22 protein-coding genes are annotated in these 25,397 nt (G+C 67.3%); 2 read left to right on the top strand and 20 right to left on the bottom strand.

Translation table 11 applies throughout. The features are described 5' to 3' along the window. Positions 1 to 4: 4 nt before the first annotated feature. The 13 genes from hfq to AC1RGU_RS16440 all read right to left on the bottom strand — a co-directional run bounded on the left by hfq (position 5) and on the right by AC1RGU_RS16440 (position 13,768). Positions 5 to 250: an RNA chaperone Hfq gene (hfq, locus tag AC1RGU_RS16500; protein WP_056582504.1), complete on the bottom strand. Its 246-nt coding sequence runs from the start codon at positions 248 to 250 to the stop codon at positions 5 to 7. Positions 251 to 414: 164 nt separating this feature from the next. Continuing rightward, a complete protein-coding gene (gene der, locus AC1RGU_RS16495) occupies positions 415 to 1,758 on the bottom strand; it encodes a ribosome biogenesis GTPase Der (RefSeq protein ID WP_062480763.1) in 1,344 nt (447 codons plus the stop codon). A gap of 66 nt (positions 1,759 to 1,824) precedes the next feature. After that, positions 1,825 to 2,967 carry an outer membrane protein assembly factor BamB gene (gene bamB / locus AC1RGU_RS16490; protein ID WP_062480765.1) on the bottom strand — a complete coding sequence of 381 codons (1,143 nt, stop codon included), beginning with the start codon at positions 2,965 to 2,967 and terminating at the stop codon, positions 1,825 to 1,827. A 12-nt stretch (positions 2,968 to 2,979) separates the two neighbouring features. Continuing rightward, on the bottom strand, positions 2,980 to 3,672 hold the full coding sequence (locus AC1RGU_RS16485) for a YfgM family protein (protein WP_099790062.1): 693 nt from the start codon (positions 3,670 to 3,672) through the stop codon (positions 2,980 to 2,982). 6 nt (positions 3,673 to 3,678) lie between these two features. After that, on the bottom strand, positions 3,679 to 4,989 hold the full coding sequence (hisS, locus tag AC1RGU_RS16480) for a histidine--tRNA ligase (protein ID WP_492696902.1): 1,311 nt from the start codon (positions 4,987 to 4,989) through the stop codon (positions 3,679 to 3,681). 15 nt (positions 4,990 to 5,004) lie between these two features. Then, a complete protein-coding gene (ispG, locus tag AC1RGU_RS16475; protein ID WP_492696901.1) occupies positions 5,005 to 6,285 on the bottom strand; it encodes a flavodoxin-dependent (E)-4-hydroxy-3-methylbut-2-enyl-diphosphate synthase in 1,281 nt (426 codons plus the stop codon). Further along, the gene (locus AC1RGU_RS16470) at positions 6,282 to 7,217 is read right to left on the bottom strand and encodes a helix-turn-helix domain-containing protein (protein WP_492696900.1); all 936 of its coding nucleotides are present in this window, start codon (positions 7,215 to 7,217) and stop codon (positions 6,282 to 6,284) included. Before AC1RGU_RS16470 ends, ispG begins: the two co-directional genes overlap by 4 nt. Continuing rightward, positions 7,210 to 8,061, bottom strand: a complete 852-nt coding sequence (gene pilW, locus AC1RGU_RS16465; protein ID WP_095745652.1) for a type IV pilus biogenesis/stability protein PilW — start codon at positions 8,059 to 8,061, stop codon at positions 7,210 to 7,212. The genes AC1RGU_RS16470 and pilW overlap by 8 nt, the downstream gene beginning before the upstream one ends. Before the next feature lie 4 nt (positions 8,062 to 8,065). Further along, positions 8,066 to 9,235 (bottom strand): dual-specificity RNA methyltransferase RlmN, encoded by a 1,170-nt coding sequence (gene rlmN / locus AC1RGU_RS16460; RefSeq protein ID WP_139706583.1) that lies wholly within the window; start codon positions 9,233 to 9,235, stop codon positions 8,066 to 8,068. A 21-nt stretch (positions 9,236 to 9,256) separates the two neighbouring features. Beyond that, entirely contained in the window at positions 9,257 to 9,682 is a 426-nt protein-coding gene (gene ndk / locus AC1RGU_RS16455) for a nucleoside-diphosphate kinase (RefSeq protein WP_013542117.1), read from the bottom strand. A gap of 152 nt (positions 9,683 to 9,834) precedes the next feature. After that, the gene (locus tag AC1RGU_RS16450; protein ID WP_492696899.1) at positions 9,835 to 11,682 is read right to left on the bottom strand and encodes a pseudouridine synthase; all 1,848 of its coding nucleotides are present in this window, start codon (positions 11,680 to 11,682) and stop codon (positions 9,835 to 9,837) included. Beyond that, the gene (gene scpB, locus AC1RGU_RS16445) at positions 11,679 to 12,614 is read right to left on the bottom strand and encodes an SMC-Scp complex subunit ScpB (protein WP_492696898.1); all 936 of its coding nucleotides are present in this window, start codon (positions 12,612 to 12,614) and stop codon (positions 11,679 to 11,681) included. The genes AC1RGU_RS16450 and scpB overlap by 4 nt, the downstream gene beginning before the upstream one ends. A gap of 128 nt (positions 12,615 to 12,742) precedes the next feature. Continuing rightward, entirely contained in the window at positions 12,743 to 13,768 is a 1,026-nt protein-coding gene (locus tag AC1RGU_RS16440; RefSeq protein WP_409574662.1) for an RluA family pseudouridine synthase, read from the bottom strand. Positions 13,769 to 13,782: 14 nt separating this feature from the next. On the opposite strand from AC1RGU_RS16440, the gene AC1RGU_RS16435 reads away from it, so the two are divergent. Continuing rightward, positions 13,783 to 14,592, top strand: a complete 810-nt coding sequence (locus tag AC1RGU_RS16435) for an outer membrane protein assembly factor BamD (RefSeq protein WP_070061014.1) — start codon at positions 13,783 to 13,785, stop codon at positions 14,590 to 14,592. 21 nt (positions 14,593 to 14,613) lie between these two features. Here AC1RGU_RS16435 and yoaA read toward each other — a convergent pair whose 3' ends face one another. Both yoaA and AC1RGU_RS16425 read right to left on the bottom strand, forming a co-directional pair. Then, a complete protein-coding gene (gene yoaA, locus AC1RGU_RS16430) occupies positions 14,614 to 16,695 on the bottom strand; it encodes a DNA repair helicase YoaA (RefSeq protein ID WP_070061015.1) in 2,082 nt (693 codons plus the stop codon). Beyond that, positions 16,692 to 16,898, bottom strand: a complete 207-nt coding sequence (locus AC1RGU_RS16425; RefSeq protein WP_062481953.1) for an HP1242/YdcH family protein — start codon at positions 16,896 to 16,898, stop codon at positions 16,692 to 16,694. Before AC1RGU_RS16425 ends, yoaA begins: the two co-directional genes overlap by 4 nt. A 107-nt stretch (positions 16,899 to 17,005) precedes the next feature. On the opposite strand from AC1RGU_RS16425, the gene AC1RGU_RS16420 reads away from it, so the two are divergent. Next, complete coding sequence (locus tag AC1RGU_RS16420) at positions 17,006 to 17,776, top strand: PP2C family protein-serine/threonine phosphatase (protein WP_369629132.1); 771 nt, start codon at positions 17,006 to 17,008, stop codon at positions 17,774 to 17,776. A gap of 21 nt (positions 17,777 to 17,797) precedes the next feature. Here the strand turns inward: AC1RGU_RS16420 and AC1RGU_RS16415 are convergent, their stop codons facing one another. The 5 genes from AC1RGU_RS16415 to AC1RGU_RS16395 all read right to left on the bottom strand — a co-directional run bounded on the left by AC1RGU_RS16415 (position 17,798) and on the right by AC1RGU_RS16395 (position 25,271). Then, entirely contained in the window at positions 17,798 to 18,457 is a 660-nt protein-coding gene (locus AC1RGU_RS16415; RefSeq protein WP_139706286.1) for a hypothetical protein, read from the bottom strand. After that, entirely contained in the window at positions 18,454 to 19,551 is a 1,098-nt protein-coding gene (gene zapE, locus AC1RGU_RS16410) for a cell division protein ZapE (RefSeq protein WP_062480826.1), read from the bottom strand. Before zapE ends, AC1RGU_RS16415 begins: the two co-directional genes overlap by 4 nt. Positions 19,552 to 19,633: 82 nt before the next feature. Continuing rightward, entirely contained in the window at positions 19,634 to 21,064 is a 1,431-nt protein-coding gene (gene lpdA / locus AC1RGU_RS16405; protein ID WP_307635581.1) for a dihydrolipoyl dehydrogenase, read from the bottom strand. Between the two features lie 19 nt (positions 21,065 to 21,083). Further along, positions 21,084 to 22,340, bottom strand: coding sequence for a 2-oxoglutarate dehydrogenase complex dihydrolipoyllysine-residue succinyltransferase (gene odhB, locus AC1RGU_RS16400; RefSeq protein WP_070061019.1), 1,257 nt, complete (start codon positions 22,338 to 22,340; stop codon positions 21,084 to 21,086). A 54-nt stretch (positions 22,341 to 22,394) separates the two neighbouring features. Next, on the bottom strand, positions 22,395 to 25,271 hold the full coding sequence (locus AC1RGU_RS16395; protein WP_062480820.1) for a 2-oxoglutarate dehydrogenase E1 component: 2,877 nt from the start codon (positions 25,269 to 25,271) through the stop codon (positions 22,395 to 22,397). Positions 25,272 to 25,397 lie beyond the last annotated feature (126 nt).

The following is a 25,397-nucleotide window of genomic DNA, read 5'->3' as shown; positions in this document are numbered from 1 at the left end:
GCGATCAGGCGGCGGCGTCGTCGTTCTCGTTGGCCGAGAAGTTGACGGCACGACCCGGCACGATGGTGGAAATGGCGTGCTTGTAGACCATTTGCGTCACTGTATTGCGAAGCAACACGACGTATTGATCGAAGGACTCGATCTGGCCTTGCAGCTTGATGCCGTTCACCAAATAAATGGAAACCGGCACATGCTCGCGACGCAAGGTGTTCAGAAACGGGTCTTGCAGAAGTTGCCCTTTATTGCTCACGATATTCTCCGTGTTCAAGAGTAGTTGTTGGAGAGATGACCTTAACACAGGGTTTCTGCGCCGCAGCAATCGGGGTCAAAAGCCTTGAGAAAATAACGGTTCTCAAAAGACGGAACTTCCGCTCCTGCTGCGGCTCAACGGCTGCCATCGGCAGCCAAGCGCCCTCAGTTGTCCTTGTCCACGAACGGATTCTGCGAGCTTTTGAACTGGATCCGCAAGGGCGTGCCCACGAGGTCGAATTCCTTGCGGAAACGCCCTTCCAGGAAACGCTTGTAGGCGTCGGTCACATGCTCCAGCGAATTGCCGTGAATGATGATCACGGGTGGATTCATGCCGCCCTGGTGCGCATAGCGCAGCTTGGGCCGGAACATGCCACCGCGCTGGGGCGCCTGGAATTGCACCGCCTCCAGCAGCAGGCGCGTCAGCACCGGCGTCGACATCTTGCGCGTGGCCGACTTGTGGGCCTGCGCAATGGCCTGCCACACCGGGCCCAGGCCCTGGCGCTTGATGGCCGAGATGAAATGCAATGACGCGAACTTCAGGAACGGCAGGCGGGTTTCGATCTGCCGCTGGATCTGCTCGCGCTGGTAGCTGTCGACCGCGTCCCATTTGTTGATGGCGATCACCACCGCACGTCCGCTTTCGAGGATGTAGCCGGCGATGTGCGCGTCCTGGTCGGTCACGCCCTGCGTGGCGTCGAGCAGCAGCAGCACGACGTTGGCCGACTCGATGGCCTGCAGCGTCTTGACCACCGAGAACTTCTCGATCGCCTCGAACACCCGACCCTTGCGGCGCAGGCCGGCGGTGTCGATCAGCTCGAAGCGCTGGCCGTTGCGCTCGAAGGGCACCGAGATCGCGTCGCGCGTCGTGCCGGGCATGTCGAAGGCCACCAGGCGCTCTTCGCCCAACCAGGTGTTGATCAGCGTCGACTTGCCGACGTTGGGCCGGCCGGCCACGGCCAGCTTGATCGGCTTGTTGACGTCGTCTTCGTCTTCCTCGTCGTCCGGGTCAGCCAGGTTCAGTGGCGCGAGCGCCAGCTCGACCAGGTCGCGCATGCCCTGCCCGTGCGCCGCGGACACGCCGTGCACGTCGCCGAAACCCAGCTCGTAGAAGTCGACCAGCTTGGTGCCGTCGTGCATGCCTTCGGCCTTGTTGGCCGCCAGCACGCAGGGCTTGCCCAGCCGGCGCAGCTCGTTGGCGATGTCGTGGTCTTGCGCCGAGAGGCCTTCGCGGGCATCGACCACGAAGATCACGACGTCGGCCTCGGCCACGGCCTGCCGCGTCTGCTTGGCCATTTCCTTGTAGATGCCGCTGCCGGCATCGGGCTCGAAGCCGCCGGTGTCGATCACGATGAACTCGTGCTTGCCCAGGCGGCCGTTGCCGTAGTGGCGGTCGCGCGTGAGGCCGGCGAAGTCGGCGACGATGGCGTCGCGCGTCTGGGTCAGGCGGTTGAAGAGCGTCGACTTGCCGACGTTGGGACGGCCGACCAGGGCCACGACCGGCTTCATGGCCGGCCTTTCGATGGCGCGGTTTTCATGGTCGGGCCTTGGAAGTAAGAGAAAGACAAGAAATGACTATTCAGGGCGGTAGCCGAACACGCCACCCTTGGCGGTCACGACGACCACCGTGTTGCCGGCCAGGACCGGCGTCACGGTGATGGCCGAGCCATCGGGCGTCACGCGGTTGAGCAGCGCACCGTCTTCGCGCGACACGAAGTGCAGCGTGCCGGTGCTCTCGCCAATGATCAGCGAGCGGCCCACGGCCAGCGGTGCGGTCAGTTCGCGGTTCTTCAGGCGGCTCATCTGCCAGGCGCGTTCGCCGTCGGCGCGACGCCAGGCGGTAACGCTGCCATCCGACTCTGTGCCATAGAGAAAGCGCTCGTCGCCGCTCACGCCGTCGGCGCCCGAGGCCGGCTTGCTCCAGAGCAGCTGGCCGCGCAGGGTGTCGACGCAGCCGACGCTGGCGTAGTAGGCGCGTGCGCAGACCGTGTCGCCGTAGCGGCTCACGCTGCCGGTCAGGTCGACCAGGCGTTCCACGTCGTTGGTGCCGCGCGGCGCGGCGATGGGTGCTTCCCAACGCGAGCTGCCGTTGCCGGGGTTCATGCCGACGAGTCGGCCACCCAGACCGGCGACCAGCGTGTCGCCGACCGCGATCAGGACGCCCGACTTGCGCAGCACGAGGTTTTCGCCCGGGCGCTGTTGCTGCCACAGGCGACGGCCGCTCTGGCCGTCCCAGGCGCTGACGCTGCGGTCGGCGGTCTGCACGAAGACGCGGCGACCGGCCACCAGCGGTGCGGTGAAGGCCTGGGCCGACAAGCGCTGCTTCCACAGCACCTTGCCGTTCTCGATGGCGACCACTTCGTTGTTGGTAGTGACCACGGCCGTCAGCGAGCCGTCGCTGCCGACACCGGCCGCCAGCGGCGCACCGGCGCTGGCGCGCCAGGTTTCGCGACCGGCGCGGGCATCGATGGCGACGACCGTGCCGTCACTGCCGGCCACGGTCACGATGTCACCGCTGACATCGGCGGTGAGCGGGAATTCGACGCCCGGAATCCGCACGTTCCAGGCCTGGCGCACACCCATCAGGGACGGGTTGGCCGGCAGTTCGGCGGGCTTGGGCTTGCCGGAGCCCGAGCAAGCGGCCAGGAGCGCTACCAGAACAAGAGCAGAACCCGCGCGCAGGGCGGTCGATTCAGGCATGAAACGCTTGAAATTCATGAGGGTGTGCGATCAGGAGTTCTTGGGGACGGCGGGCGTCACGGTGACGGTCGGCGCCAGGGTCTTCGGGTCGACACCGACCGCGTTGAGCTTGATCTCGACCAGCCGGCGGTAGTCCGAGCCGGCGCCCAGGCCGGTCCAGGCCTTGCGGTACTCGGCCTGCGCCTCGTCGCGCTTGCCTTGCGCCATGTAGATGTCGCCCTTGCGGTCGGCCACCAGCGGTTCGAATTCGGTCGGCACCTTGCCGTCGAGTTGCTTGAGCGCGTCGTCGTAGGACTTGGCATCGAGCAGTTCGGCCGCAAGCCGCAGCTTGGCGATGGCCTGGTAGCCCGGGTCGACGGCGTTCTGCGCAACCCAGCCCAGCGCCGCGCGCGAGCCATCGGCATTGCCCTTGTCGAACAGGGTCTTGGCGACCAGCAGGCCGGCCTGCTGTGCGTAAGCGGTGCCCGCGAAGCGCTCCTTCATGTCGGTCATCACGCGCTGGATGCGCTCGACGTCGCCCGACTGCGTGCTGCGCTCGACCTCGTCATAAAGGGCCGCAGCCTGGGCAGCCTTGGTGCGCTGGTAGTACTGCCAGCCGTTCCAGGCCACGAAGGCGCCGGCGACGAGCAGCACAGCCCAGGTGATCAGGGTGCCGTAGGTGTTCCAGAAATGCTTGAGCTGGTCGAGCTGTTCCTGTTCTTCGAGGTCGAGATGGGTGGCCATGCGCTGTCAGAGGTTGGGAGCCGGCGATTGTAGGGTGGCGGCCCAGGTGGTCACTTCAGCAAGTGAACGGGCGGACTGCGCGACGCTGGCGTCGCGCAAGGCCTTGAGAGTCACTTCACCGCGCGCAAGTTCATCGGCGCCGAAGATCAGGGCGTAGGCGGCGCCGCTGGCGTCCGCCTTGCGCATCTGCGCCTTGAAGCTCGCAAGGCCTTCGGCCGTGCTGGCGTGCATCTGCACGCGCACGCCGGTTTCGCGCAGCTGCTGCAGGGCGCGCAGCACGACGGGCATCGAAGCGGCGTCGGGCACGATGGCATAGACATCGGGCACCGGTGCCGGCACTTCGGTGCCCTGCTCTTTCAGCAGGTCGAGCACGCGCTCGACGCCGATGGCCCAGCCCACCGCGGGCGCCGGCTTGCCGCCGATCTGGGCGATGAGGTCGTCGTAACGGCCACCGGCGCACACCGTGCCCTGCGCGCCGAGGCGATCGGTCACGAACTCGAACACCGTGAGGTTGTAGTAGTCGAGCCCGCGCACGAGGCGCGGGTTGATCGTGAAGGCGATGTCGTTGGCCTTGAGGATGGCCTGCAGCCCCTCGAAGTGCGCCAGCGATTCGGCACCGAGGAAGTCGATCAGCTTCGGGGCCGACTCGACCACCTCTTTCATGGCCGGGTTCTTCGTGTCGAGGATGCGCAGCGGGTTGCTGTGCAGGCGGCGCTTGCCGTCCTCGTCGAGCTTGTCGGCGTGCTGCTCGAAGTGGGCGATGAGCTGGGCGCGGTGCAGCGCGCGCTCGGCCGGCTGGCCCAGGCTGTTGAGTTCCAGGCGCACGTCGGTCAGGCCGATGGCCTTCCACAGCGCGGTGGCCAGCAGGATCAGTTCGGCGTCGACATCGGGTCCGGCAAAACCGAGCGCCTCGGCGCCGATCTGGTGGAACTGGCGGAAGCGCCCGCGCTGCGGCTTTTCGCGGCGGAACATCGGGCCCGTGTACCAGAGGCGCTTGGGGCCTTCGTAGAGCATGTTGTGCTCGATCACGGCGCGCACGAGGCCGGCCGTGTTCTCCGGGCGCATCGCCAGGTGCTCCGACTGCCCATGCTTGTCCGAACGGTCTTCGAAGGCGTACATCTCCTTCTCGACGATGTCCGTCACCTCGCCGATGCCGCGCACGAACAGCGCCGTGTGCTCCAGGATCGGGGTGCGGACGTTGCGGTACGCATAGCGCCCCATCAGGTCGCGCACGGTGGCCTCGAGCCACTCCCAGCGCGCCGATTCGGGCGGCAATATGTCGTTCATGCCTTTGACGGCATTCAATTTTTCAGCCATGAGTCTGCGGAGGTGTCAGGCAGCGACGGCGTGTTCGCCGCCGAAGCGCTTTTCGATGTAGGTTTCGACGAGCTGGTGGAACTCGTTGGCGATATTGTCGCCGCGCAGCGTGAGGGCCTTTTCGCCGTCGATGAAGACCGGCGCGGCAGGCGCCTCGCCCGTGCCGGGCAGGCTGATGCCGATGTCGGCGTGCTTGCTCTCGCCGGGGCCGTTGACGATGCAGCCCATGACGGCCACCTTCAGCGTCTCGACACCGGGGTACTTCTTGCGCCAGACCGGCATCTGCAGGCGCAGGTAGTCGTCGATCTGCTTGGCCAGTTCCTGGAAGGTGGTGCTCGTGGTGCGGCCGCAGCCCGGGCAGGCCGTGACGCTCGGCACAAACACGCGCAGGCCCAGGGCCTGGAGGATTTCGTTGGCGATCAGCACTTCCTGCGTGCGCGACTCGCCCGGCTGCGGCGTGAGCGACACGCGGATCGTGTCGCCGATGCCCTCTTGCAGCAGGATCGACAGCGCCGTGGCCGAGGCCACCGTGCCCTTGGTGCCCATGCCGGCTTCGGTCAGGCCCAGGTGCAGCGGGTTGTCGCAGCGCTTCGCGAGCTCGCGGTAGACCGAGATCAGGTCCTGCACGCCGCTCACCTTGCACGACAGGATGACCTGGTTGCCGGCCATGCCCATCGATTCGGCCAGCTTGGCGGACTCGATGGCCGAGGTGATCAGCGCCTCGTACATCACCTGCTTGGCGTCCCAAGGCTCGGCGCGCTGGCTGTTGGTGTCCATCAGGCTGGCGAGCAGTTCCTGGTCGAGGCTACCCCAGTTCACACCGATGCGCACCGGCTTGTTCCAACGCATGGCCGCGTCGATCATCTGGCCAAACTGCTTGTCCTTCTTGTCGCCCTTGCCCACGTTGCCGGGGTTGATGCGGTACTTGCTCAGCGCCTCGGCGCAGGCCGGATAGTCGGTGAGCAGGCGGTGGCCGTTGTAGTGGAAGTCGCCGATCAGCGGCACGTCGATGCCCATGCGGTCGAGCTGCTCGCGGATGTAGGGCACCTGAGCGGCGGCTTCGGGCGTGTTGACGGTGATGCGGACCATCTCGGAGCCCGCAATGGCGAGTTCCTTGACCTGGATCGCGGTGCCGATGGCATCGACCGTGTCGGTGTTGGTCATCGACTGCACGCGCGTGGGCGCGTCGCCCCCCACCGTGACGATGCGCGGGCCCCAGACCACGCTGGCCTGGCGCGAGCGGCGCGCCTTGGGCGCCGCCGATTCGATGGGTTGGGGAGTGCAGTCGGTTGTCACGATTTCACCTCGAAACGCGCCACGCCGCCGCCGCGGGTGACAGGCTTCAGATCGTAGGGCTTTCCGTTCACCTGCACATCGACGGCCGATGCACGCCCCACCACCACGGACAACGGCAGCGTGCCCGACAGCCCGACGGTCTCGCCGACCTGCAGGCTGCGACGCAGCAACTGCTTGCCGCCGGCTTCGGTGACGGTGATCCAGCATTCCTCGCGCGCCACGAAGACGAGCTGCTGGCTGCTGGCGGTGCTGGCGCTGGTGTTGGCGACGGCCGCGAGGGGCGCAGAGGCCGGGGCGGCTGGCGCGGCAGCCGCCACGCCGGCGGCCGGGGCGGCGCCCACCGGGCCGGTCGGCGCCACGGCCTGCGTCGGCACGGGCTCCGAGACATCGGCCGGATCGGCGGGCGGCGGCATGGTCTCGCCCTCATTCTTTGCGGTCAGCCGCGCGACGGAGGCGCCGATCTGGTCGAACGCCGATTGCGGCATCCAGAACAGCACGCCGGCGCCGATCAAGAGCAGCACCACGACCGTCAGCAGCGCGCGCGACGGCAGGCCGCCGGAGCGTCCACCGTTCCAGCGCGGCGTGTCGGACACGACGCGGGCATTCAGCGTGCGGTTGGTTTCGGCCAGCGGTGCGCGTTGTGCGCCCGGCAGCTTGGCAAGCACTGGCGCCGGATCGATGCGCAGTGCGCGGCACACGCTGCTGGCCAGGGCCCGGGCGAACACCGGGTCGGGCAGCGAGGCGATGTCGTCGGCCTCGAGTGCGATCAGCTTTTGCGGCGGCACCTTGAGCGCCGCGGCCACCATCTCGATGTGCAGGCCATGCGCTTCGCGCGCCTCGCGCAGCATGTCACCGGCCGTCTTGTGCGCGACGTCGCCTTCTGCCAGCGGCAGCGCCGCGGACGTCCCGAACTCCGAAACCCGTTCAGTCATTGAAATTCCCGCGCTCGTACGCCATTGCCTCCCGCGATTGAGGGAAACGTCGTTGCAATTGACCGCCCAGCTGCGCGACAGCCTCGCGGTTGTTGAGCTTCCGTTCGATCTTGATGCCGAGCCAGAGCGTCTCGGCATTGGCCGAGGGGCTGTTGTTGACACGGCGGACGTAGAACTGCGCGCGCGACCATTCTTCGCGCTGCGCCAGCACCGAGGCCAGGTTGAAGCCGACCACCGGATTGCCGGCATCGAGCTCGTAGGCCTGCAGGAGGCTGCGCTCGGCCTGCGGCCGCTGGCCGGCCTTGAGCTCGCAGACCCCCTGGGTCATGAGCGTCTTGGCACGGTCGGCATAGCTGGGCACGGCCAGTGCCGCGGCGAACTGCTGCGCGGCGTCGCCGTAGCGGTTCTGCTGGCACAGCAGCCAGCCGTAGTTGTGGCGCGTGTTGGCGTCGCGCGGATTGATCGCGACCGCCCGGCGGAAGCTGTCTTCGGCCTGGCCGGCATCGTCCAGCCGCATGTAGACCAGGCCGCGCAGGTTGTAGGCGTCGGCGTAGTTCGGGTCGATGGCCAGCACCTGCTTGAGCTCTTCGAGGGCGACCGAGGGCTGGCCGTGTTCGAAATAGCCGGCGGCCAGCTCCATCCGCAGGCGGGCACGGCGACGGTTGTTCTCGTCGACGTCGGTCACGGCAGTGGTACCGCTGTCGGCCCCGCTGCCGACAAGCCCGGTGGTGGTGGTTCGCGTGTTGACGCAGCCCGCGAGAAGAAGCGCCACGGCGACGCTCGCGATTCCTGCGCTCAGCACTCGCTGCACGCTCGCGGTCGTCGTCGGAAAGGCCATGCTCATTGCGTCAATGCTCCTGGGGAACGGTGGTCTTGGGGGTCTTGGCGCGGGTCGGGTGCAGAACGACGGGACGCTCGGCCACCGCCGCACGGCGCTGGGCCATGCGCTCGGCCGCACGGGTGCGGTCTTTCACGTCGCCGGCGAGTTGTCCGCAAGCGGCGTCGATGTCGTCACCGCGCGTCTTGCGCACGGTGGTCACGAGGCCCGCTTCGCTCAGCGTGCGGGCAAAGGCCAGCACGCGCGGTTGCGGCGAGCGCAGCAGGCCCGACGCCGGGAACGGGTTGAACGGAATCAGGTTGAACTTGCACGAGACGTCGTGCTTGCGCACGAGCTCGATCAGCTGGCGCGCATGTTCGGGCTGGTCGTTCACGCCGTCCAGCATGCAATATTCGAAGGTGATGAAGTCGCGCGGCGCATGCACGAGGTAGCGCTTGCAGGCCTCGAGCAGTTCGGCGATCGGGTACTTGCGATTGAGCGGCACGAGGTCGTCGCGCAGCGCATCGTTGGGCGCATGCAGCGAGACAGCCATGGCCACGGCGCAATCGGTGCCCAGGCGGTCGATCATCGGCACCACGCCGGAGGTCGACACGGTGACACGCCGGCGCGACAGCCCGTAGGCGTTGTCGTCGAGCATGGTGCGCAAGGCGGGCACCAGCGCAGAGTAGTTCTGCAGCGGCTCGCCCATGCCCATCATCACCACGTTGGAGATGACGCGCTCGTCGCGCTTGAGGTGCTTGCGCAGGAAGTGCTCGGCGAACCAGAGCTGGGCGACGATTTCGCCCGTGGTGAGGTTGCGGCTGAAGCCCTGATGCCCGGTCGAGCAAAAGCGGCAGCCCACGGCGCAACCGGCCTGCGACGACACGCACAGCGTGCCGCGATCGTCTTCGGGAATGAACACGGCCTCGACCGCATCGCCGCCGCCGACGTCGAACAGCCACTTGATCGTGCCGTCCTTGGATTCATGCTGCGTGAGGACCGACAGGGCCTCCACGCGCGCGGTGGTCGCGAGTTTCTCGCGCAGCGACTTCGCCAGATCGGTCATCTGGGTGAAGTCGCTGGCGCCACGCTGGTGGATCCAGCGGAACAGCTGCGTGGCGCGGAATTTTTTCTCGCCGAGTTTTTCGCAGAACGCAGCCAGCCCGTCGAGATCGAATTCGAGCAGATTGGCTGTGGTCATGAATTCAGGCGAGCAACGGCTTCAGCGTGCGTAGACGTTGAGGCCGGCGAAGAAGAACGACACTTCGTTGGCAGCCGTTTCGGGCGCGTCCGAGCCGTGAACGGCGTTGGCGTCGATGCTGTCGGCGAAGTCGGCGCGGATGGTGCCGGCGGCTGCCTTCTTGGGGTCCGTGGCGCCCATCAGGTCACGGTTCTTGGCGATGGCGTTCTCGCCTTCGAGCACTTGCACGAACACGGGGCCCGAGATCATGAACTCGACGAGGTCCTTGAAGAAGGGACGCTCCTTGTGCACCGAGTAGAACTGCTCGGCTTCGTTGCGCGACAGGTGAACCAGCTTGGCGGCGACGATCTTGAGGCCAGCAGCCTCGAAGCGGGAAACGATCTTGCCGATGACGTTCTTGGCGACGGCGTCGGGCTTAATGATGGAAAGGGTACGTTCGATAGCCATTGAAATGCTTCCTGAGCTTTGATTTTGAAGTGTTTTGTCACAACTGCAACGAGTTTGTTTCGTGGCACGTCGACAAAGCCTCTGATTTTAACCGGCGCGACCTGCGGGATTGGTGAAAACCCCGCGAAAGGCCGCGCTCCGACGGCTGGCTTTCAGCGTCCGCGACGGCGTCCGCCGCCACCACCGCCAAAGCCACCACCGCCGCCTTGCGAGCCGCCACCACCGCCGCGGCGTCCCGGACCGCCGCGTTGCTCCTTGCGCTGGCGCGAGAAGCTGTCGGCACCGATGTAGCCGAGCGAGGTCTTCATCGGATCGGGCTGGTTCGCACCGCCGCCACCGCCAGCACCCGCCGACCGGTTGCCACCGCCGCCCTGCCCTTGCCCCTGGCCGCCCTGACGGTTGCCGGGACCGGCGTTGCCGCGACGCCCCTGCTGCGGCGGGCCGCCATTGCCACCACCCCGGTTGGGACCACCGCGTCCGCCGCGCTCGGCACGCGGCGGACGACCGTCGCCCAGCGGACTCGGGATCGGTGCTTCGCCGCGCGCTTCACGCGGCTGACCGCCACCCATGCCGCCGTTGCGGTTGTTGTTGTTGCCGCGGCGCTTCTTGTTCCGGCCGTTGCGACCACCACCCTCCGGCCCGCCGGGACCGCGCTGCGACGGCCCCGCCGGTCGCGCCTGCGCACCGCCCGAGGCCTGGAACAGCGCCTGGATATCGCGCTCGTCGAGCTCCATCCAGGCACCGCGCTTGAGACCGCGCGGCAACACCATCGCGCCGTAGCGGATGCGGATGAGTCGGCTGACCGCATGACCCACCGACTCGAACAGGCGGCGCACCTCGCGGTTGCGGCCTTCGGAAATGGTCACGCGGTACCAGCAGTTGGAGCCTTCGCCGCCACCGTCTTCGATGGTGCCGAACTGCGCCATGCCGTCGTCCAGGCGCACGCCCTCGAGCAGCTTCTTCTTTTCTTCGCTGGTGAGCGCGCCCAGCACGCGCACCGCGTACTCGCGCTCCAAGCCGAAGCGCGGGTGCATGAGCTGGTTGGCGAGATCGCCGGAACTGCTGAACAGCAGCAGGCCTTCGGTGTTCAGGTCGAGCCGGCCGACCGACTGCCACTTGCCCTGCTGCAGACGCGGCAGCTTGCGGAACACCGTCGGGCGGTTCTGCGGGTCGTCGTGCGTGACGACCTCGCCCACGGGCTTGTGGTACGCGATCACGCGCGGCGGCGGCGGTGCGATGCGGTAGCGGATCGGCTTGCCGTTGATCTTGACCTGGTCGCCGTACTGGATGCGCTGGCCGATGTGGGCCGGCTCGTTGTTGACCGAGATGCGACCCTGCAAGATGAGTTGCTCCATCTCGAGGCGCGAACCGAGGCCGGCCTGCGCCAGCACCTTGTGCAGCTTGGGCGAATCGGCCTCGGGCAGCAGCACGCGCTTGAGCGGCGGCACCTCGGGGCTTTCCTCGTCGGCGTCGAACTGGCCGGAAATGACGTCGGCAAAACGGATCGGCTCGGTCGGCGGCGCATTGCGCTGCTCGCGCTCGGCGGCACGGCGGGCGCGATCGAGGTCGTCTTCCTCTTCGTCGGGTTCGTCTTCCTCGTCGTCTTCGTCGTCCCCGCGGTCGTCGTCCTGGTCCTCGTCGGACATCTGGGGACGCTGTGCTTCGACCGGCGCCGGCTCGTCTGCCTCGGCTGCCACCACTTCCGCAGCCACGGGCGCCACATCGGGCTGGACCGTCGCGGGAGCTTCCGCAGCAGGAGCGACTTCCGCCGCGCTCACCAATTGCTCATCGGCAGCCGGCGCCTCGACCACCTTCTTCTTGCGGGGTGCACGCGGCTTCTTCGGCGCCTCCCCGGCCTCGGCCCCTGCCGGCTCTGCGGGCGCAGCGACGGATTCAACAGCAACTTCCGTCACCTTCTTGGGCGTGGCGGCCCGCTTCCGCTTCTTGACTTCGGGTTCGACCGGCAGCATCGCTGCGTCGTCGGTGTCGGATGAGCTCATGGGGTTTTTCCGGGAGAAACAGCGTGGGGGTCGTGGGGGTCGGTCTCGTCCGCTGCGGGGGACGGGACGTCGGATTCGGGTTCTTCGGGCGCGGCGGCCACTTCGGGTTCGGCGGGCGGCTCGCCGGTTTCTGGCTCGGACACAGGCAACGCCTCATCGACGGGCTCGGCGGCCTCGGCGATCGCCACCACCTCTTCGGCAAACTCCGCCGCATCGGTCGAGACGACTTCTGCCAGCTCAGCTGACTCAGGCGGCGCATCGATCATGGCGAGTTCGGGCTGCACACCTTCTTCTCCATCCACCAGCGCTGCGGGCTCTGCAGATTCCGCAACGGCCTCTTCCGCCGCATCGCCGTCGATCGGCAGCCCCGGCTGGTCGCCCGCGGCCTGCTGCAGCGCATCGACCAGCGCCGCCTGCTGCGCAGGCGTTTCCACCAGCGGCAGCTGGTCCAGCGAGGCCAGGCCCAGGTCGTCGAGGAACTGGCGGGTGGTCGCGTAGAGCGCGGGCCGGCCGACGGTTTCGCGGTGGCCGATCACCTCGACCCAGCCGCGGTCTTCGAGCTGCTTCAGGATCAACGAGTTGATCGTGACGCCGCGGATGTCTTCCATGTCGCCGCGCGTGGCCGGCTGCCGGTAGGCAATGATGGCCAGCGTCTCGAGCGCGGCGCGCGTGTAGCGCGGCGGCTTCTCGGGATGCAGGCGATCGAGGGCATCGCGCATCTCGGGCCGGCTCTGGAAACGCCAGCCGCTGCCGACGCTCACCAGCTCCAGGCCGCGTTGCGCCCAGTCTTCCTGCAGTTCGAGCAACAGCACCTTGATCGTGTCCACGCCCAGCTCGTCGTCGAACAGCACGCGCATGTCGCGCACCGGCAGCGGCTGGCTCGAACAGATCAAGGCGGTTTCGAGAATGCGCTTGGCATCCGCCGTATTCATGGTTCGCGTTATCCGGAAAAAGGCGCCTGGCGACGCTTGTTCAGATGGATGGAAGGGGTAGGCGTTGCCGGCACGCGGCGAGTGCAACGCAAGGCCGGCATCGGGTGGCCGGCGCGGCCCTCGGGCCGTCAGGCGCGATTGTAATCCAGCCCCCAGGTCTGCAAAGCCTGGGCCAGATCGGGCGGCGGCGGCGAACGGAACTCCATCGCCTGCTGCGTGACGGGATGCACGAACGCCAGCCGGAACGCATGCAGCGCCTGCCGCGACAGACCCGCCGCGGGCGCGCCGCCATACAGCGCGTCGCCGACCAGCGGATGGCCGATCGACGCCATGTGCACGCGGATCTGGTGGGTGCGACCGGTTTCGAGCGTGCAGCGCACCGCGCAGCCGTCGGTGTGGCTGTCGAGCCGCTCGATCAGCGTGCGCGCGGTCTTGCCCGCGTGGCGCTCGAGGTCGACCACGGCCATGCGCAGCCGGTTGCGCGGATCGCGGCCGATCGGCGCATCGACCTGCCGGGCCGCCGCACCTTCCCAGGCCTTGTGCCCCATCGCCAGGTACTGGCGCTTCACATCGCGCGCGGCGATCAGCGCCACCATGGCGTCCATTGCAGCCCGCGTGCGCGCCACCACCATCAGGCCGCTGGTGTCGCGGTCGAGGCGGTGCACGATGCCCGCGCGCGGCAGCAGCACGGCCTTCGGATCGAGCGCCAGGAGCCCGTTCAGCAGCGTGCCGCTCCAGTGGCCCGGCGCCGGATGCACCACCAGGCCGGCCGGCTTGTCGATGATCCGCAGGTGCTCGTCTTCATGGACGGTGACCAGGTCCATCGCCTCGGGCCTGAAGGCTTGACTCTGGGGCGTCGGCCGCAGCTCGATGCGCCCCGACTGGCCCGCGCGCACCGTGGCAGAGACCTTGGTGAGCGTGCGCCCTTGCAGCTCGACGGCGCCGGCCTCAATGAGTTGCTGAAGGTAACTGCGCGAAAACTCGGGCACCAGCGCCGCCAGGGCGCGGTCGAGCCGCTGCCCGTGCTGCGCTTGGTCAATGGCGAAGGGCCGCAGCTCGCTGGGCTCCGCGAGATCGGCGCCCTCTTCAGGTTCAGGCCCTTCCGGGGGATCGGTCAGGGGGTCGGTCGATATAATTGAGGGCAACTGTTTCACGAAAGCCGTATGTGATGTTTCGCGCCAAATTATCGGTCCCTGCCTGGATCGCGCTCAGCGCGGCGGCCCTTCTCGTCGCCGGTTGCGGTTCCACCACCAAGGAAGACAAGACCGCGAACTGGAGCCCCAACCGCATCTACTCGGAAGCCAAGGACGAAGTCGGCTCCGGCGCCTACGACAAGGCAGTGCCGCTGTACGAGAAGCTCGAAGGCCGTGCCGCCGGCACGCCGCTGGCCCAGCAGGCCCAGCTCGAAAAGGCCTACGCCCAGCACAAGGCCGGCGAAAAGGCCAACGCCATCGCCACGCTCGATCGCTTCATGAAGCTGCACCCGGCCAGCCCGGCGTTCGACTACGCGCTCTACCTGAAGGGCGTGATCAACTTCAACGACGACCTGGGCATGTTCGCGTTCCTGACGCGCCAGGACCTGTCCGAGCGCGACCAGAAGGCCGCCAAGGAATCGTTCGAATCCTTCCGTGACCTCGTGACGCGCTTCCCCGAGTCGCGCTACGCGCCCGACGCACGCCAGCGCATGAACTACATCGTGAACTCGCTCGCGCAGTATGAAGTTCACGTGGCGCGCTACTACTACTCGCGTGGCGCCTACCTGGCGGCCATCAACCGGGCGCAGATCGCACTGTCCGACTACCGCGAAGTGCCGGCGCTCGAAGAAGCGCTGTACATCATGGTGAAGTCGTACGACGCGCTCGGCATGAAGGACCTGCGCGACGACGCACAACGCGTGCTGACCACCAACTACCCGCAGAGCACCTACCTGGCGAACGGCTTCAAGGGCAGCACCGACCCCTGGTGGAAGCTCTGGTAATCCAGCGCCTCCCGGTAGATATCAATAGGGTTTCCTGAGCGCGTCGATCGCGCTCTCGAAATCCGCTTCGGTTTCCAGCCGGCGCATCGGCGGCAACGCCGCCAGCAGCCGCCGGCCATAGCCCATCGCCACGAGGCGCGTGTCGCAGATCGCGAGCACGCCGCTGTCGGTTTCACGGCGAATGAGGCGCCCTGCCCCTTGCTTCAATGCCACGGCCGCCTCGGGCAGCGAATAGTCGCTGAACGAGCTGCGCCCCTGCGCTTCGAGCCGCTGCGAGCGGGCTTCCACCAGCGGGTCGTTGGGCGGCGGGAATGGCAGCTTGTCGATCACCACGAACTGCAGCGCGTCGCCCGGTGCATCGAAGCCTTCCCAGAACGAGGCCGACGCCACCAGCACGCAGCCCGCGCGCCCGTTGCTTGCGCCTTCGCGGAAGCGGTCCATGAGCACGCGCTTGGGCAGCTCGCCCTGCACCAGCACCTCGGGCCGCGCTTCTGTCTGGAGCAGTTCGAACTGCTGGCGCATCGCGTCGCCGATGGTGCGCAGCGCGCGCAGCGTGGTGGTGAGCACCAGCGTGCGCCCGCCGAGCTCGGCGGCGCCGTGCGCGGCCAGCTTGGCCACCTGCTGGCTGTGCGTGGGATCGTTGGGCTTCGGAAAGGCCCGCGGCACATAGATTGCTGCCTGCGAGGCGTAGTCGAAGGGGCTTTGCACGCGCAGCACTTCGGCGTCGCGCAGGCCGCAGGGCTCGGTGAACCAGCGCAGTGTCGGGTCGTCGCCCAGCGTGGCGGAGGTGAAGACCCAGGCGCGGCGGCTGTCTTCCTGCGGTGGCGGTGGGACGGCACCGTGCTCGGGGTCTTCCTCGTCGTCGCCGTAGGGCAAGTCGGACTCCACGGGCTCGTCGGCCAGCTTGAGCACCCGCTTGCGCATCGCATCGGCGATGTCGAGCGGCGACTCGATCAGGCGCAGCTGCGTGCCCACGTCGACCCAGCGCACCGAGTCGAGTTCGCACGGCTGCGCGAAGCGCGCCGTGCGCTTGGCGAGCTGGCGCGCGCGCTCGTGCAGGCGCACGAAGTCGGGCGAAATTTCGCTCACCGTGTCCAACCCGTCGGCGGCCAGCACGAAGGCGTCCTGCAGGTCGTCGAGCGCGCCTTGCCAAGCCTCGGCATTCACGCCCTCGGGGGCCGGGCCGATCCAGCGCAGCTTGGCGCCCGGCCATTGCTTGCCGACCACCAGCCGCAGTTCGCGCGCCGCGCGTTCGACCCCTGCCACCAGCTGCTGCCAGTCGACCAGCCCGCGCGCATGCTGCAGGCCCGCGCCGAGCATGTCGCGCGCGAAGTCGAGCGCCTGCCCGCTGCCGAGCTGCGCGCCCAGGAACTGCACGCCGGTCTCGTTGAGCTGGTGCGCCTCGTCGAACACCACGACGCTCACGGTCGGCAGCAGCTCGGCCATGCCGGTCTCGCGCACCGCGAGGTCGGCAAAGAACAGGTGGTGGTTGATGACCACGATGTCGGCCGCCAGCGCCTCGCGTCGCGCCAGGTTGACGTGGCAGGCCTTGAACTGCGGGCATTGCGCGCCCAGGCAGTTCTCGCGCGTGGAAGTGATCAGCGGAATCAGCGGCGAGCGCTCGTCGAGCCCCGGCAGTTCGGCGAGGTCGCCGGTGCGCGTGGCTTTCGACCACTGCTCGATCTTCGCCAGCGTGCGCAGGCTGCCGCGCTCGGGCAGCGAGGCGTCGTGGCGCGCCATGTCGAGGCGGTGCAGGCACAGGTAGCTGCCCCGCCCTTTCAGCAGCGCCGTGCGTATCGGCAGTGCGAAGGCCTCGACGAGGCGCGGCAGGTCGCGGCCGAACAGCTGGTCCTGCAGGGTCTTGGTGGCGGTCGAGAGCAGCACGCGCTCGCCGCTCAGCAGCGCCGGCACGAGGTACGAGAAGGTCTTGCCCACGCCGGTGCCGGCCTCGACCACGAGCATGCCGCCGTCGGAGATGGTGCGGGCCACGGCCATCGCCATCTCGGTCTGGCCGCCGCGTTCGCGGAACTGCTCGGCGGCCTGCGACAGCACCCCGTCCTGCGCGAACGCATCGCGCACCTGGTTTTCGAGCGGCGACGTCACGCCGGTTCTTTCGGGTCGAGCGCGTTCTCGAGCTGGGCGATCTGGTCGCGCAGGGCGAGGCGGCGCTTTTTCAGGCGGCGCATCAGCAGTTCGTCTTGCGGCGTGCCGTCTTCCGAGAGCCGGTCGATGGTGGCGTCGAGGTCGGCATGCGCGATGCGCAGCTCGATCAGCTGACGGGAAAGGGAATGAAGATTGGAGTCCAACGGTGGGGGTGCGCGTGCCGCATGGGGCCGCGCGTGTTCATTCGATAATACGTCCTGACACGAACCCCAGAGAAGACAGAAAGCGCGCCTCTGGCGCCCCAGCGCTCATGACCCAAGGCTTTCGACTCGCCGCCGCCACCGGCCTCCACAAGGGGGATCGCCCCTACCAGCAGGACCAGGTGCTGTTGATGAGCCACCCCCGCACGCCGGGCTGCGTGCTCGGTGTCATCGCCGACGGCATGGGCGGACGCAGCGGCGGGCGCAAGGCGTCCGACCAGGTGCTCATGACCGCGCGCCAGCTCTTCACCCGCTACAGCCCCGAGCGCGACGACCCCGCCGTCGTGCTGCGCCAGCTGCTCGAAGACGCCCACACGGTGATCAAGCTCACCGCGCTGTCGAGCGAGCAGGAGCCGCACAGCACGCTGGCCGCCTTCCTGATGACCCCCAAGGGCGACTGCGCCTGGATCCATGCGGGCGACTCGCGCATCTATCACTTCAACGACGGCGCGCTGGTCAAGCGCACGCGCGACCATTCGTACGTGCAGGCGCTGGTCGATCGCGGCCAGATCAGCGAGGCCGAGGCCAACATCCATCCGCAGGGCAACATCCTGCTGGGCTGCCTGGGCATGACGACCACGCCGCCGCCCGTCGATCCGCACCACATCGCCAAGCTGCAGCCGGGCGACCTGCTCATGGCCTGTAGCGACGGGCTCTGGCACTACTTCTCGCCCGAGGAACTGGCCAGCGTGCTGTACGCGCAGCCGCCGCGCGACGCGGTGGAAATCCTGGTGGGAGAAGCACGGCGCCGTGCGCGCGGCACGGGCGACAACATCTCGATCGCGGTGCTCAAGCTCGACCGGCTGCCCGCGGCGGCCTGAGCGCCCGCCCTCTTTCAAGGATCAGGGCGAGGAAGCCGCCGGTGCCGGTGGCAACGGTGCGCCGCGCGGCTTGGTGCGCTCGGCGTTCTGGCGTTCGCGGTTGGCGCGGTGTTCCGCCGCCCGCTTCTGCTTGTCCTCGAAGCGCGTGGTCGCGGCCGGCGCTTCGGCGCGGCGCTGGGCCGCCTTGGCCTGCTCGTCGGCGTGGGCCTTCTGCTTGTTCTCGAACTGGCGCTGGCGCTCGGCCGCGTCGGCCGCGGTCGCGGCCCGGCTCGCGGCGTGGTCGGCGGCGCGCTGCTCGCGCGCCTTCTGGTCTTCCTGCGACTTCTCGCGCTGTTCGCGCGAATCCTGCGGGCGCTGGGTGGCGGCCTTCTGGTCGAGCTTCTGCAGCTCGGCCGCGCCGCTGCGCTGGCGCTGGATGTCGTTGATCGCGGTTTCCTGCCGCTTGATGTGGTCGGTTTCCTTGCGACGGCGGCTGCGGCTTTCGCGCAGGCAGTCTTCGACCGCGAACTTCTTGTAGCAGGCGGCGCGCTCCTTCGCGTAGCGCGACTCGATGACCTCGCGCTCGGCCGCCAGGCGGCTGCGTTCGGCTTCGAGGTCGGCGTTGCCCGCCGCCGCATTGGACTGGGCCCACAGCGGCAGGCTGGCCAAGGCCAGGAACAGGGCAAGAGCGGTTTTTTTCATGTGAGTCGGGTGTCGACGATGCGGCGTTCCAGGGCGAGGAATTCGCTCGACTGCATTTCGGTGAGCCGGGACACCGTGCGCGGAAACTCGTGCGCCAGCGGCCCCTCGGTGTACAACGCCTCGGGCGGAACCTCGGCCGACATGATGAGCTTGCAGCGCCGGTCGTACAAGACATCGACCAGCCAGGTGAAACGGCGTGCTTCCGAGGCCATGCGCACCGGCATGTGCGGCACGTCGGACAGCAGCACGGTGTGGAACTGGCTCGCGATCTCGAGGTAGTCGTTCTGCGAACGCGGGCCGCCGCACAGCGTCTTGAAGTCGAACCACACCACGCCGCCGGCCTTGCGCAGCGCGCGGATCTCGCGCTGCTCGATGTGCAGGATCGGGTTTTCGTCGGCCGTCTCGGCCAGCTTGTCGAAGGCGTGGCGCATTTCCTTCTCGGCCGCCGCGTCGTTCGGCGTGAGGTACATGCGCAGCTGCTCCAGCGTGCGGCGCCGGTAGTCGGTGCCGTTGTCCACGCTCAGCACTTCGAGCTTCTGGTTGAGCAGTGCAATGGCGGGCAGGATGCGGTCGCGGTGCAGGCCGCCGGGGTACAGGTCGTCGGGCTTGAAATTCGAGGTGGTGACAAAGCCCACGCCGTTGTCGAACAGCGCCACGAGCAGGCGGTGCAGGATCATCGCGTCGGTGATGTCCGCGACGTGGAACTCGTCGAAGCAGATCAGCTTGTAGCGCTTGGAGATGCGCAGCCCCAGCTCGTCGAGCGGGTTCACGGTGCCCTGCAGGTCGCGCAGCTCGCGGTGCACTTCGCGCATGAACTCGTGGAAGTGCAGGCGCGTCTTGCGCCGCAGCGGCACGGCGTTGAAGAACAGGTCCATCAGGAAGCTCTTGCCGCGCCCCACGCCACCGTACATGTAGACGCCGCGCGGCAGCTCCGGCCGGTTGATGAGCTTCTTCAGCGCGTTGGAGCGCCGGGCCTTGTACTCGCCCCACTCGGTGGCGCAGCGGTCGAGCGCCTCGACGGCCGCGAGTTGTGCGGGATCGCTCTTGAACCCGCGTGCCGCGAGTTCCGCTTCGTAAGCCTGTTTGACGCTCAAGGGATCGGATCGCTTCAAAAATGGAGAGCCCCGACCGCCCCGCGAGGGTCGATCGGGGCCGGGTTCGCTCAAGAACCGGAGATCAGAAGTTGAGCGTGCGCTTGTCCACGGCCAGGGCCGCTTCCTTGGTGGCTTCCGACAGCGACGGGTGCGCATGGCAGATGCGCGCGATGTCTTCGGCGCTGGCCTTGAACTCCATCGCCACGACGGCTTCGGAGATCAGCTCGCTGGCCTGCGGACCCACGATGTGCACGCCCAGGATCTCGTCCGTGGCGGCGTCGGCCAGGAACTTGACCATGCCGGTCGTGTCGCCCAGCGCGCGTGCGCGGCCGTTCGCCAGGAACGGGAAGGTGCCGGCCTTGTAGGCGCGGCCTGCGGCCTTGAGCTGCTGCTCGGTCTGGCCGACCCACGCGATCTCGGGGCTGGTGTAGATCACCCACGGCACGGTGTTGAAGTTCACGTGGCCATGCTGGCCCGCGATGCGCTCCGCCACCGCCACGCCTTCTTCCTCGGCCTTGTGCGCCAGCATCGGGCCGCGCACCACGTCGCCGATGGCCCACACGTTGGGCAGGCTGGTCTTGCAGTCGTCGTCCACGGCGATGGCGCCGCGTTCGTCCAGCTTCAGGCCCACGGCTTCGGCGTTCAGGCCGATGGTGTTGGGCACGCGGCCGATCGAGACGATCAGCTTGTCGACTTCCAGCGTCTGGGCTTCGCCCTTGGCGTTGGTCCAGGCGACGCTCACGCCCTTCTTCGACGACTTGATCTCGCCGACCTTCACGCCGAGTTCGATCTTCAGCTTCTGCTTGTCGAAGGCCTTTTTGGCTTCCTTGGCGATCTGCTCGTCCACGGCGCCCAGGAAGGTCGGCAGTGCTTCGAGCACCGTGACTTCGGCACCGAGGCGGCGCCACACCGAGCCCATTTCGAGGCCGATGACGCCCGAGCCGATCAGGCCCAGCTTCTTGGGCACCGCGCCGATGCGCAGCGCGCCGTCGTTCGAGAGGATGTTTTCCTCGTCGAACGGCGTGCCCGGCAGCGCGCGGGCGTTGGAGCCCGTGGCGATGATGATGTGCTTGCCGCTGATCGATTCTTCAGCGGCGCCTGCCACCTTGATCTCGTAGCCGGCGTCGTCCGCCTTCACGAACGAACCGCGGCCGTGGAAGAAGCTGATCTTGTTCTTCTTGAACAGGTACAGGATGCCGTCGTTGTTCTGCTTCACGACCTGGTCCTTGCGGGCCAGCATCTTGTCGATGTCCAGGCCGAGGCCTTCGACCTTGATGCCGTGGTCCGCAAAGTGGTGGCCGGCCTGCTCGAAGTGCTCCGACGATTGCAGCAGCGCCTTCGAGGGGATGCAGCCGACGTTGGTGCAGGTGCCGCCCGGCGCGGGGCCGCCCTTGCCGTTCTTCCACTCGTCGATGCAGGCCACGTTGAAGCCGAGCTGCGCAGCGCGGATCGCCGCGATGTAGCCGCCAGGACCGCCGCCGATGACGACGACGTCGAATTGCTTGTTTGCCATCTGGTTCTTGCTCCCCGGATCAGATGTCGAACAGCAGGCGCGACGGATCTTCCAGCGCTTCCTTCATGGCGACCAGGCCCAGCACGGCTTCGCGGCCGTCGATGATGCGGTGGTCGTAGCTCATGGCGAGGTAGTTCATCGGGCGAACGACGATCTGGCCGTTTTCGACCACGGCGCGGTCCTTGGTGGCGTGCACGCCCAGGATGGCCGACTGGGGCGGGTTGATGATCGGGGTCGAGAGCATCGAGCCGAAGGTGCCGCCGTTGGAGATGGAGAACGTGCCGCCGGTCATTTCTTCAATGCCCAGCTTGCCGTCTTGTGCCTTCTTGCCGTACTCGGCGATCTTCTTCTCGATGTCGGCGAAGCTCATCTGGTCGGCATTGCGCAGGATGGGCACCACCAGGCCGCGCGGCGAACCGACGGCGATGCCGATGTCGAAGTAGCCGTGGTACAGGATGTCGTTGCCGTCGACCGACGCGTTGAGCACCGGGTACTTCTTCAGCGCGTGCACCGCGGCCTTCACGAAGAAGCTCATGAAGCCGAGCTTCACGCCGTGTTCCTTGGTGAACGCGTCCTGGAACTTCTTGCGCAGGTCCATGACCGGGGCCATGTTCACTTCGTTGAAGGTGGTCAGGATGGCGTTGGTCGATTGCGACTGGATCAGGCGCTCGGCGATGCGCGCGCGCAGGCGGCTCATCGGCACGCGCTGTTCCGGGCGCTCGCCCAGGTCAGGCGCGGCAGGCGCAGCCACCTGTTGCAGCGCGGGCTTGGCAGCCGGTGCGGCGATGGTGGCGGCAGGCTTGGCGCCGGCAGCCACGGCGCCGAGCACGTCGCCCTTGGTCACGCGGCCGTCCTTGCCCGTGCCGGCCACGTCGCTGGTCTTCAGGTTGTTGTCGGCCAGCAGCTTGGCGGCGGCGGGCATGGCCACGTCGGCCTTCGAACCACCGGTGGCGGCGGCTGCCGCTGCGGGTGCAGCAGCGGCCGGCGCGGCGGCGGGTGCAGCTGCAGCAGCAGGCGCTGCAGCGGCGGCCTTGCCGTCGGTGTCGATCTTGGCGATCAGCTGCTCGGCCACCACGGTGGCGCCGTCGGGCTGAACGATCTCGACCAGCACGCCGGCCGAGGGCGCAGGCACTTCGAGCACGACCTTGTCGGTTTCGATCTCGATCAGGATTTCATCGACGGCGACGGCTTCGCCGGCTTTCTTCTTCCACGTGAGCATGGTGGCCTCGGCCACGGATTCGGAAAGCTGGGGGACTTTGACTTCTACGATAGACATTTGGAGTGAGCTCCGTTTTGTTCTTGAGGGTGTTCGTGTGAAAAGGGACGGTTCTTACTTGGTCAGCACGAAGCCCTTGAGCTTGCCAAATGCGCCATCGACCAGCGCCTTCTGCTGTTCCTGGTGCAGGTGCGAGTAGCCGACGGCAGGCGATGCCGAAGCGGCACGGCCGGAGTAGCCGAGCTTCTGGCCTTCCTGCATGTTTTCGTGGATGTAGTGCTGCACGAAGAACCAGGCGCCCTGGTTCTGCGGCTCGTCCTGGCACCACACGATGTCCACGAGGTTGGGGTACTTCTTGACCTCGGCGGCGAAGGCCTTGTGCGGGAACGGATAGAGCTGCTCGACGCGGATGATCGCCACGTCGTCGCTGCCCTGCTCTTCGCGCTTCTTGGCCAGGTCGTAGTAGACCTTGCCCGAGCAGGCGATCAGGCGCTTGACCTTCTCGGCCTTCAGACCCTTGCTGTCGGGAATGACGGTCTGGAAGCTGCCCTTGGTGAACTCGGACAGCGGCGAGGTCGCGTCCTTGTTGCGCAGCAACGACTTGGGCGTGAGGATGATCAGCGGCTTGCGCAGGTTGCGCACCATCTGGCGGCGCAGGATGTGGAAGATCTGGCTGGCCGTGGTGGGCTGCACCACCTGCATGTTGGTGTCGGCGCTCAGCTGCATGAAGCGCTCCAGGCGGGCCGAGCTGTGCTCGGGGCCCTGGCCTTCGTAGCCGTGCGGCAGCATCATCGTGATGCCGTTGACACGACCCCACTTCACTTCGCCCGAAGCGATGAACTGGTCGATCACCACTTGCGCGCCGTTCACGAAGTCGCCGAACTGGGCTTCCCAGATGACGAGCGTGTTGGGGTCGTTCGAGGCGTAGCCGTACTCGAAGGCCAGCACGGCTTCTTCGGACAGGATCGAGTCGATGACGACGAACGGGGCCTGGTTCTCGGCCACGTTCTGCAGCGGCGTGTAGGTGCCGGTGTCGAACTTCTCGCGGTTCTGGTCGTGCAGCACGGCGTGGCGGTGCGTGAACGTGCCACGGCCCGAGTCTTCACCCGACAGGCGCACCGGGTAGCCGCTGGCCACCAGCGAGGCGAAGGCCATGTGCTCGCCCATGCCCCAGTCGACGTTGACGTCGCCACGGCCCATGGCTGCGCGGTCGTCCAGCACCTTCTTCACGAGCGGGTGCACGGTGAAGTTCTCGGGTGCCTTGGTGATGCGTTCGGCCAGGCGCTTCCACTCGGCGGAGGGAATGGCGGTGTCGCCGGCGTCGGTCCACTTCTTGTTGAGGTACGGGCTCCAGTCGACGGCGTACTTGCTCTTGAAGTTGGTGAGCACGGGGTCGACGGTGTTCTTGCCTTCGTCGAAGGCGGCGCGCTGCGCCTTGACCATGTCGTCGCCGAGCGTGTCGCCCAGGCCTTGCGCGGCCAGCTTGTCGGCATACAGCTTGCGCGTGCCGGGGTGGGCCGCGATCTTCTTGTACATCAGCGGCTGGGTGAGCGAAGGCGTGTCCTGCTCGTTGTGGCCCAGCTTGCGGAAGCAGATGATGTCGACGACCACGTCCTTCTGGAATTCCATGCGGAAATCCAGGGCGAACTGGGTGGCGAGCACCACGGCTTCGGGGTCGTCGCCGTTCACGTGCAGCACCGGCGCTTCGATCATCTTGACGATGTCCGAGCAGTACAGCGTCGAGCGGCTGTCGCGCGGGTCGCTGGTGGTGAAGCCGATCTGGTTGTTGATGACGATGTGCACCGTGCCGCCGGTGGAGTAGCCACGGGTTTCGGCCAGCGCCAGCGTTTCCATCACGACGCCCTGGCCTGCGAAGGCGGCGTCGCCGTGCACGATCACGGGCAGCACCTGCTTGCCCAGCGGGTCGCCGCGGCGGTCCATGCGGGCGCGCACCGAGCCTTCGACCACGGGGTTCACGATTTCCAGGTGCGAGGGGTTGAACGCCAGGCTCAGGTGGACCGGGCCGCCGGGGGTGGTCACGTCCGAGCTGAAGCCCTGGTGGTACTTGACGTCGCCGGAGGGCAGGTCTTCGGGGGCGGTGTGGTCGAACTCGGCGAACAGGTCGGCGGGCATCTTGCCCAGCGAGTTCACCAGCACGTTCAGGCGGCCGCGGTGGGCCATGCCGATCACGATTTCCTGCACGCCCTTGACGCCGGCCTGGTTGATCAACTCGTCCATCGCGACGATGAAGCTTTCGCCGCCTTCCAGCGAGAAGCGCTTCTGGCCGACGTACTTGGTATGCAGGAAACGCTCGAGGCCTTCGGCGGCCGTCAGGCGGTTGAGCACGTGCTTCTTCTGCTCGGCGCTGAGCTTGGGATTGGTGCGGGCGCTTTCGAGCTTCTGCTGCCACCAGCGCTTGTGGTTCTGGTCGGTGGTGTACATGTACTCGGCACCCATCGTGCCGCAGTACGTTTCACGCAAGGCATTGAGCAGGTCGCGCAGCGACATGGTCTCTTTGCCGAAGAAGGTGTTGCTGGTGTTGAACACCGTCTCGAGGTCAGCGTCGGCAAAACCGTAGAACGAGGGCTCGAGTTCCGGAATGGCGGGACGCTCGGCGCGCTTGAGCGGGTCGAGGTCGGCCCAGCGGGCGCCGACGTTGCGGTAGGCGGCGATCAGCTGCTGGACGGCCGTGCGCTTGCGGCCGAGTTCGGAGTCGGCGCCGCTGGCCTGCACGACACGGGTCGTGCCCTGCTTGGCCAGTTCGGCAAAAGCATTGATGACCGGCAGGTGGGGGACGTCGCGGGCGCTGGTGCCGTCGGCGGCGGGAACGTTCTGCAGGGCGTCGAAATACGTGCGCCAGTTGTCGGGAACGCTGCCGGGGTTGGCGAGGTAGTTTTCGTACATCTCCTCGACATAGGGCGCATTGCCGCCGAAGAGGTAGGTGTTGCCTTGATAGGCGGTGTACGCCGTGGGCGTAGAGGAATCGCTCATGATCCGCTGACCTTCGCTTCCCTGGAGGAAGCACGAGTTGGTTAAGAAACCTTCCGCGACACGGCTGGACCGATTGGCGGATGCGACTGTGGCTGGGGAAGGGCCTGAGTACCTTGGCATTGTGCC

It is taken from the genome of Variovorax sp. GW823-FHT02B07 (assembly GCF_058797695.1).
Note: the sequence above shows the minus strand (reverse complement) of the source record. Positions and strands in the feature narration are given on the sequence as shown.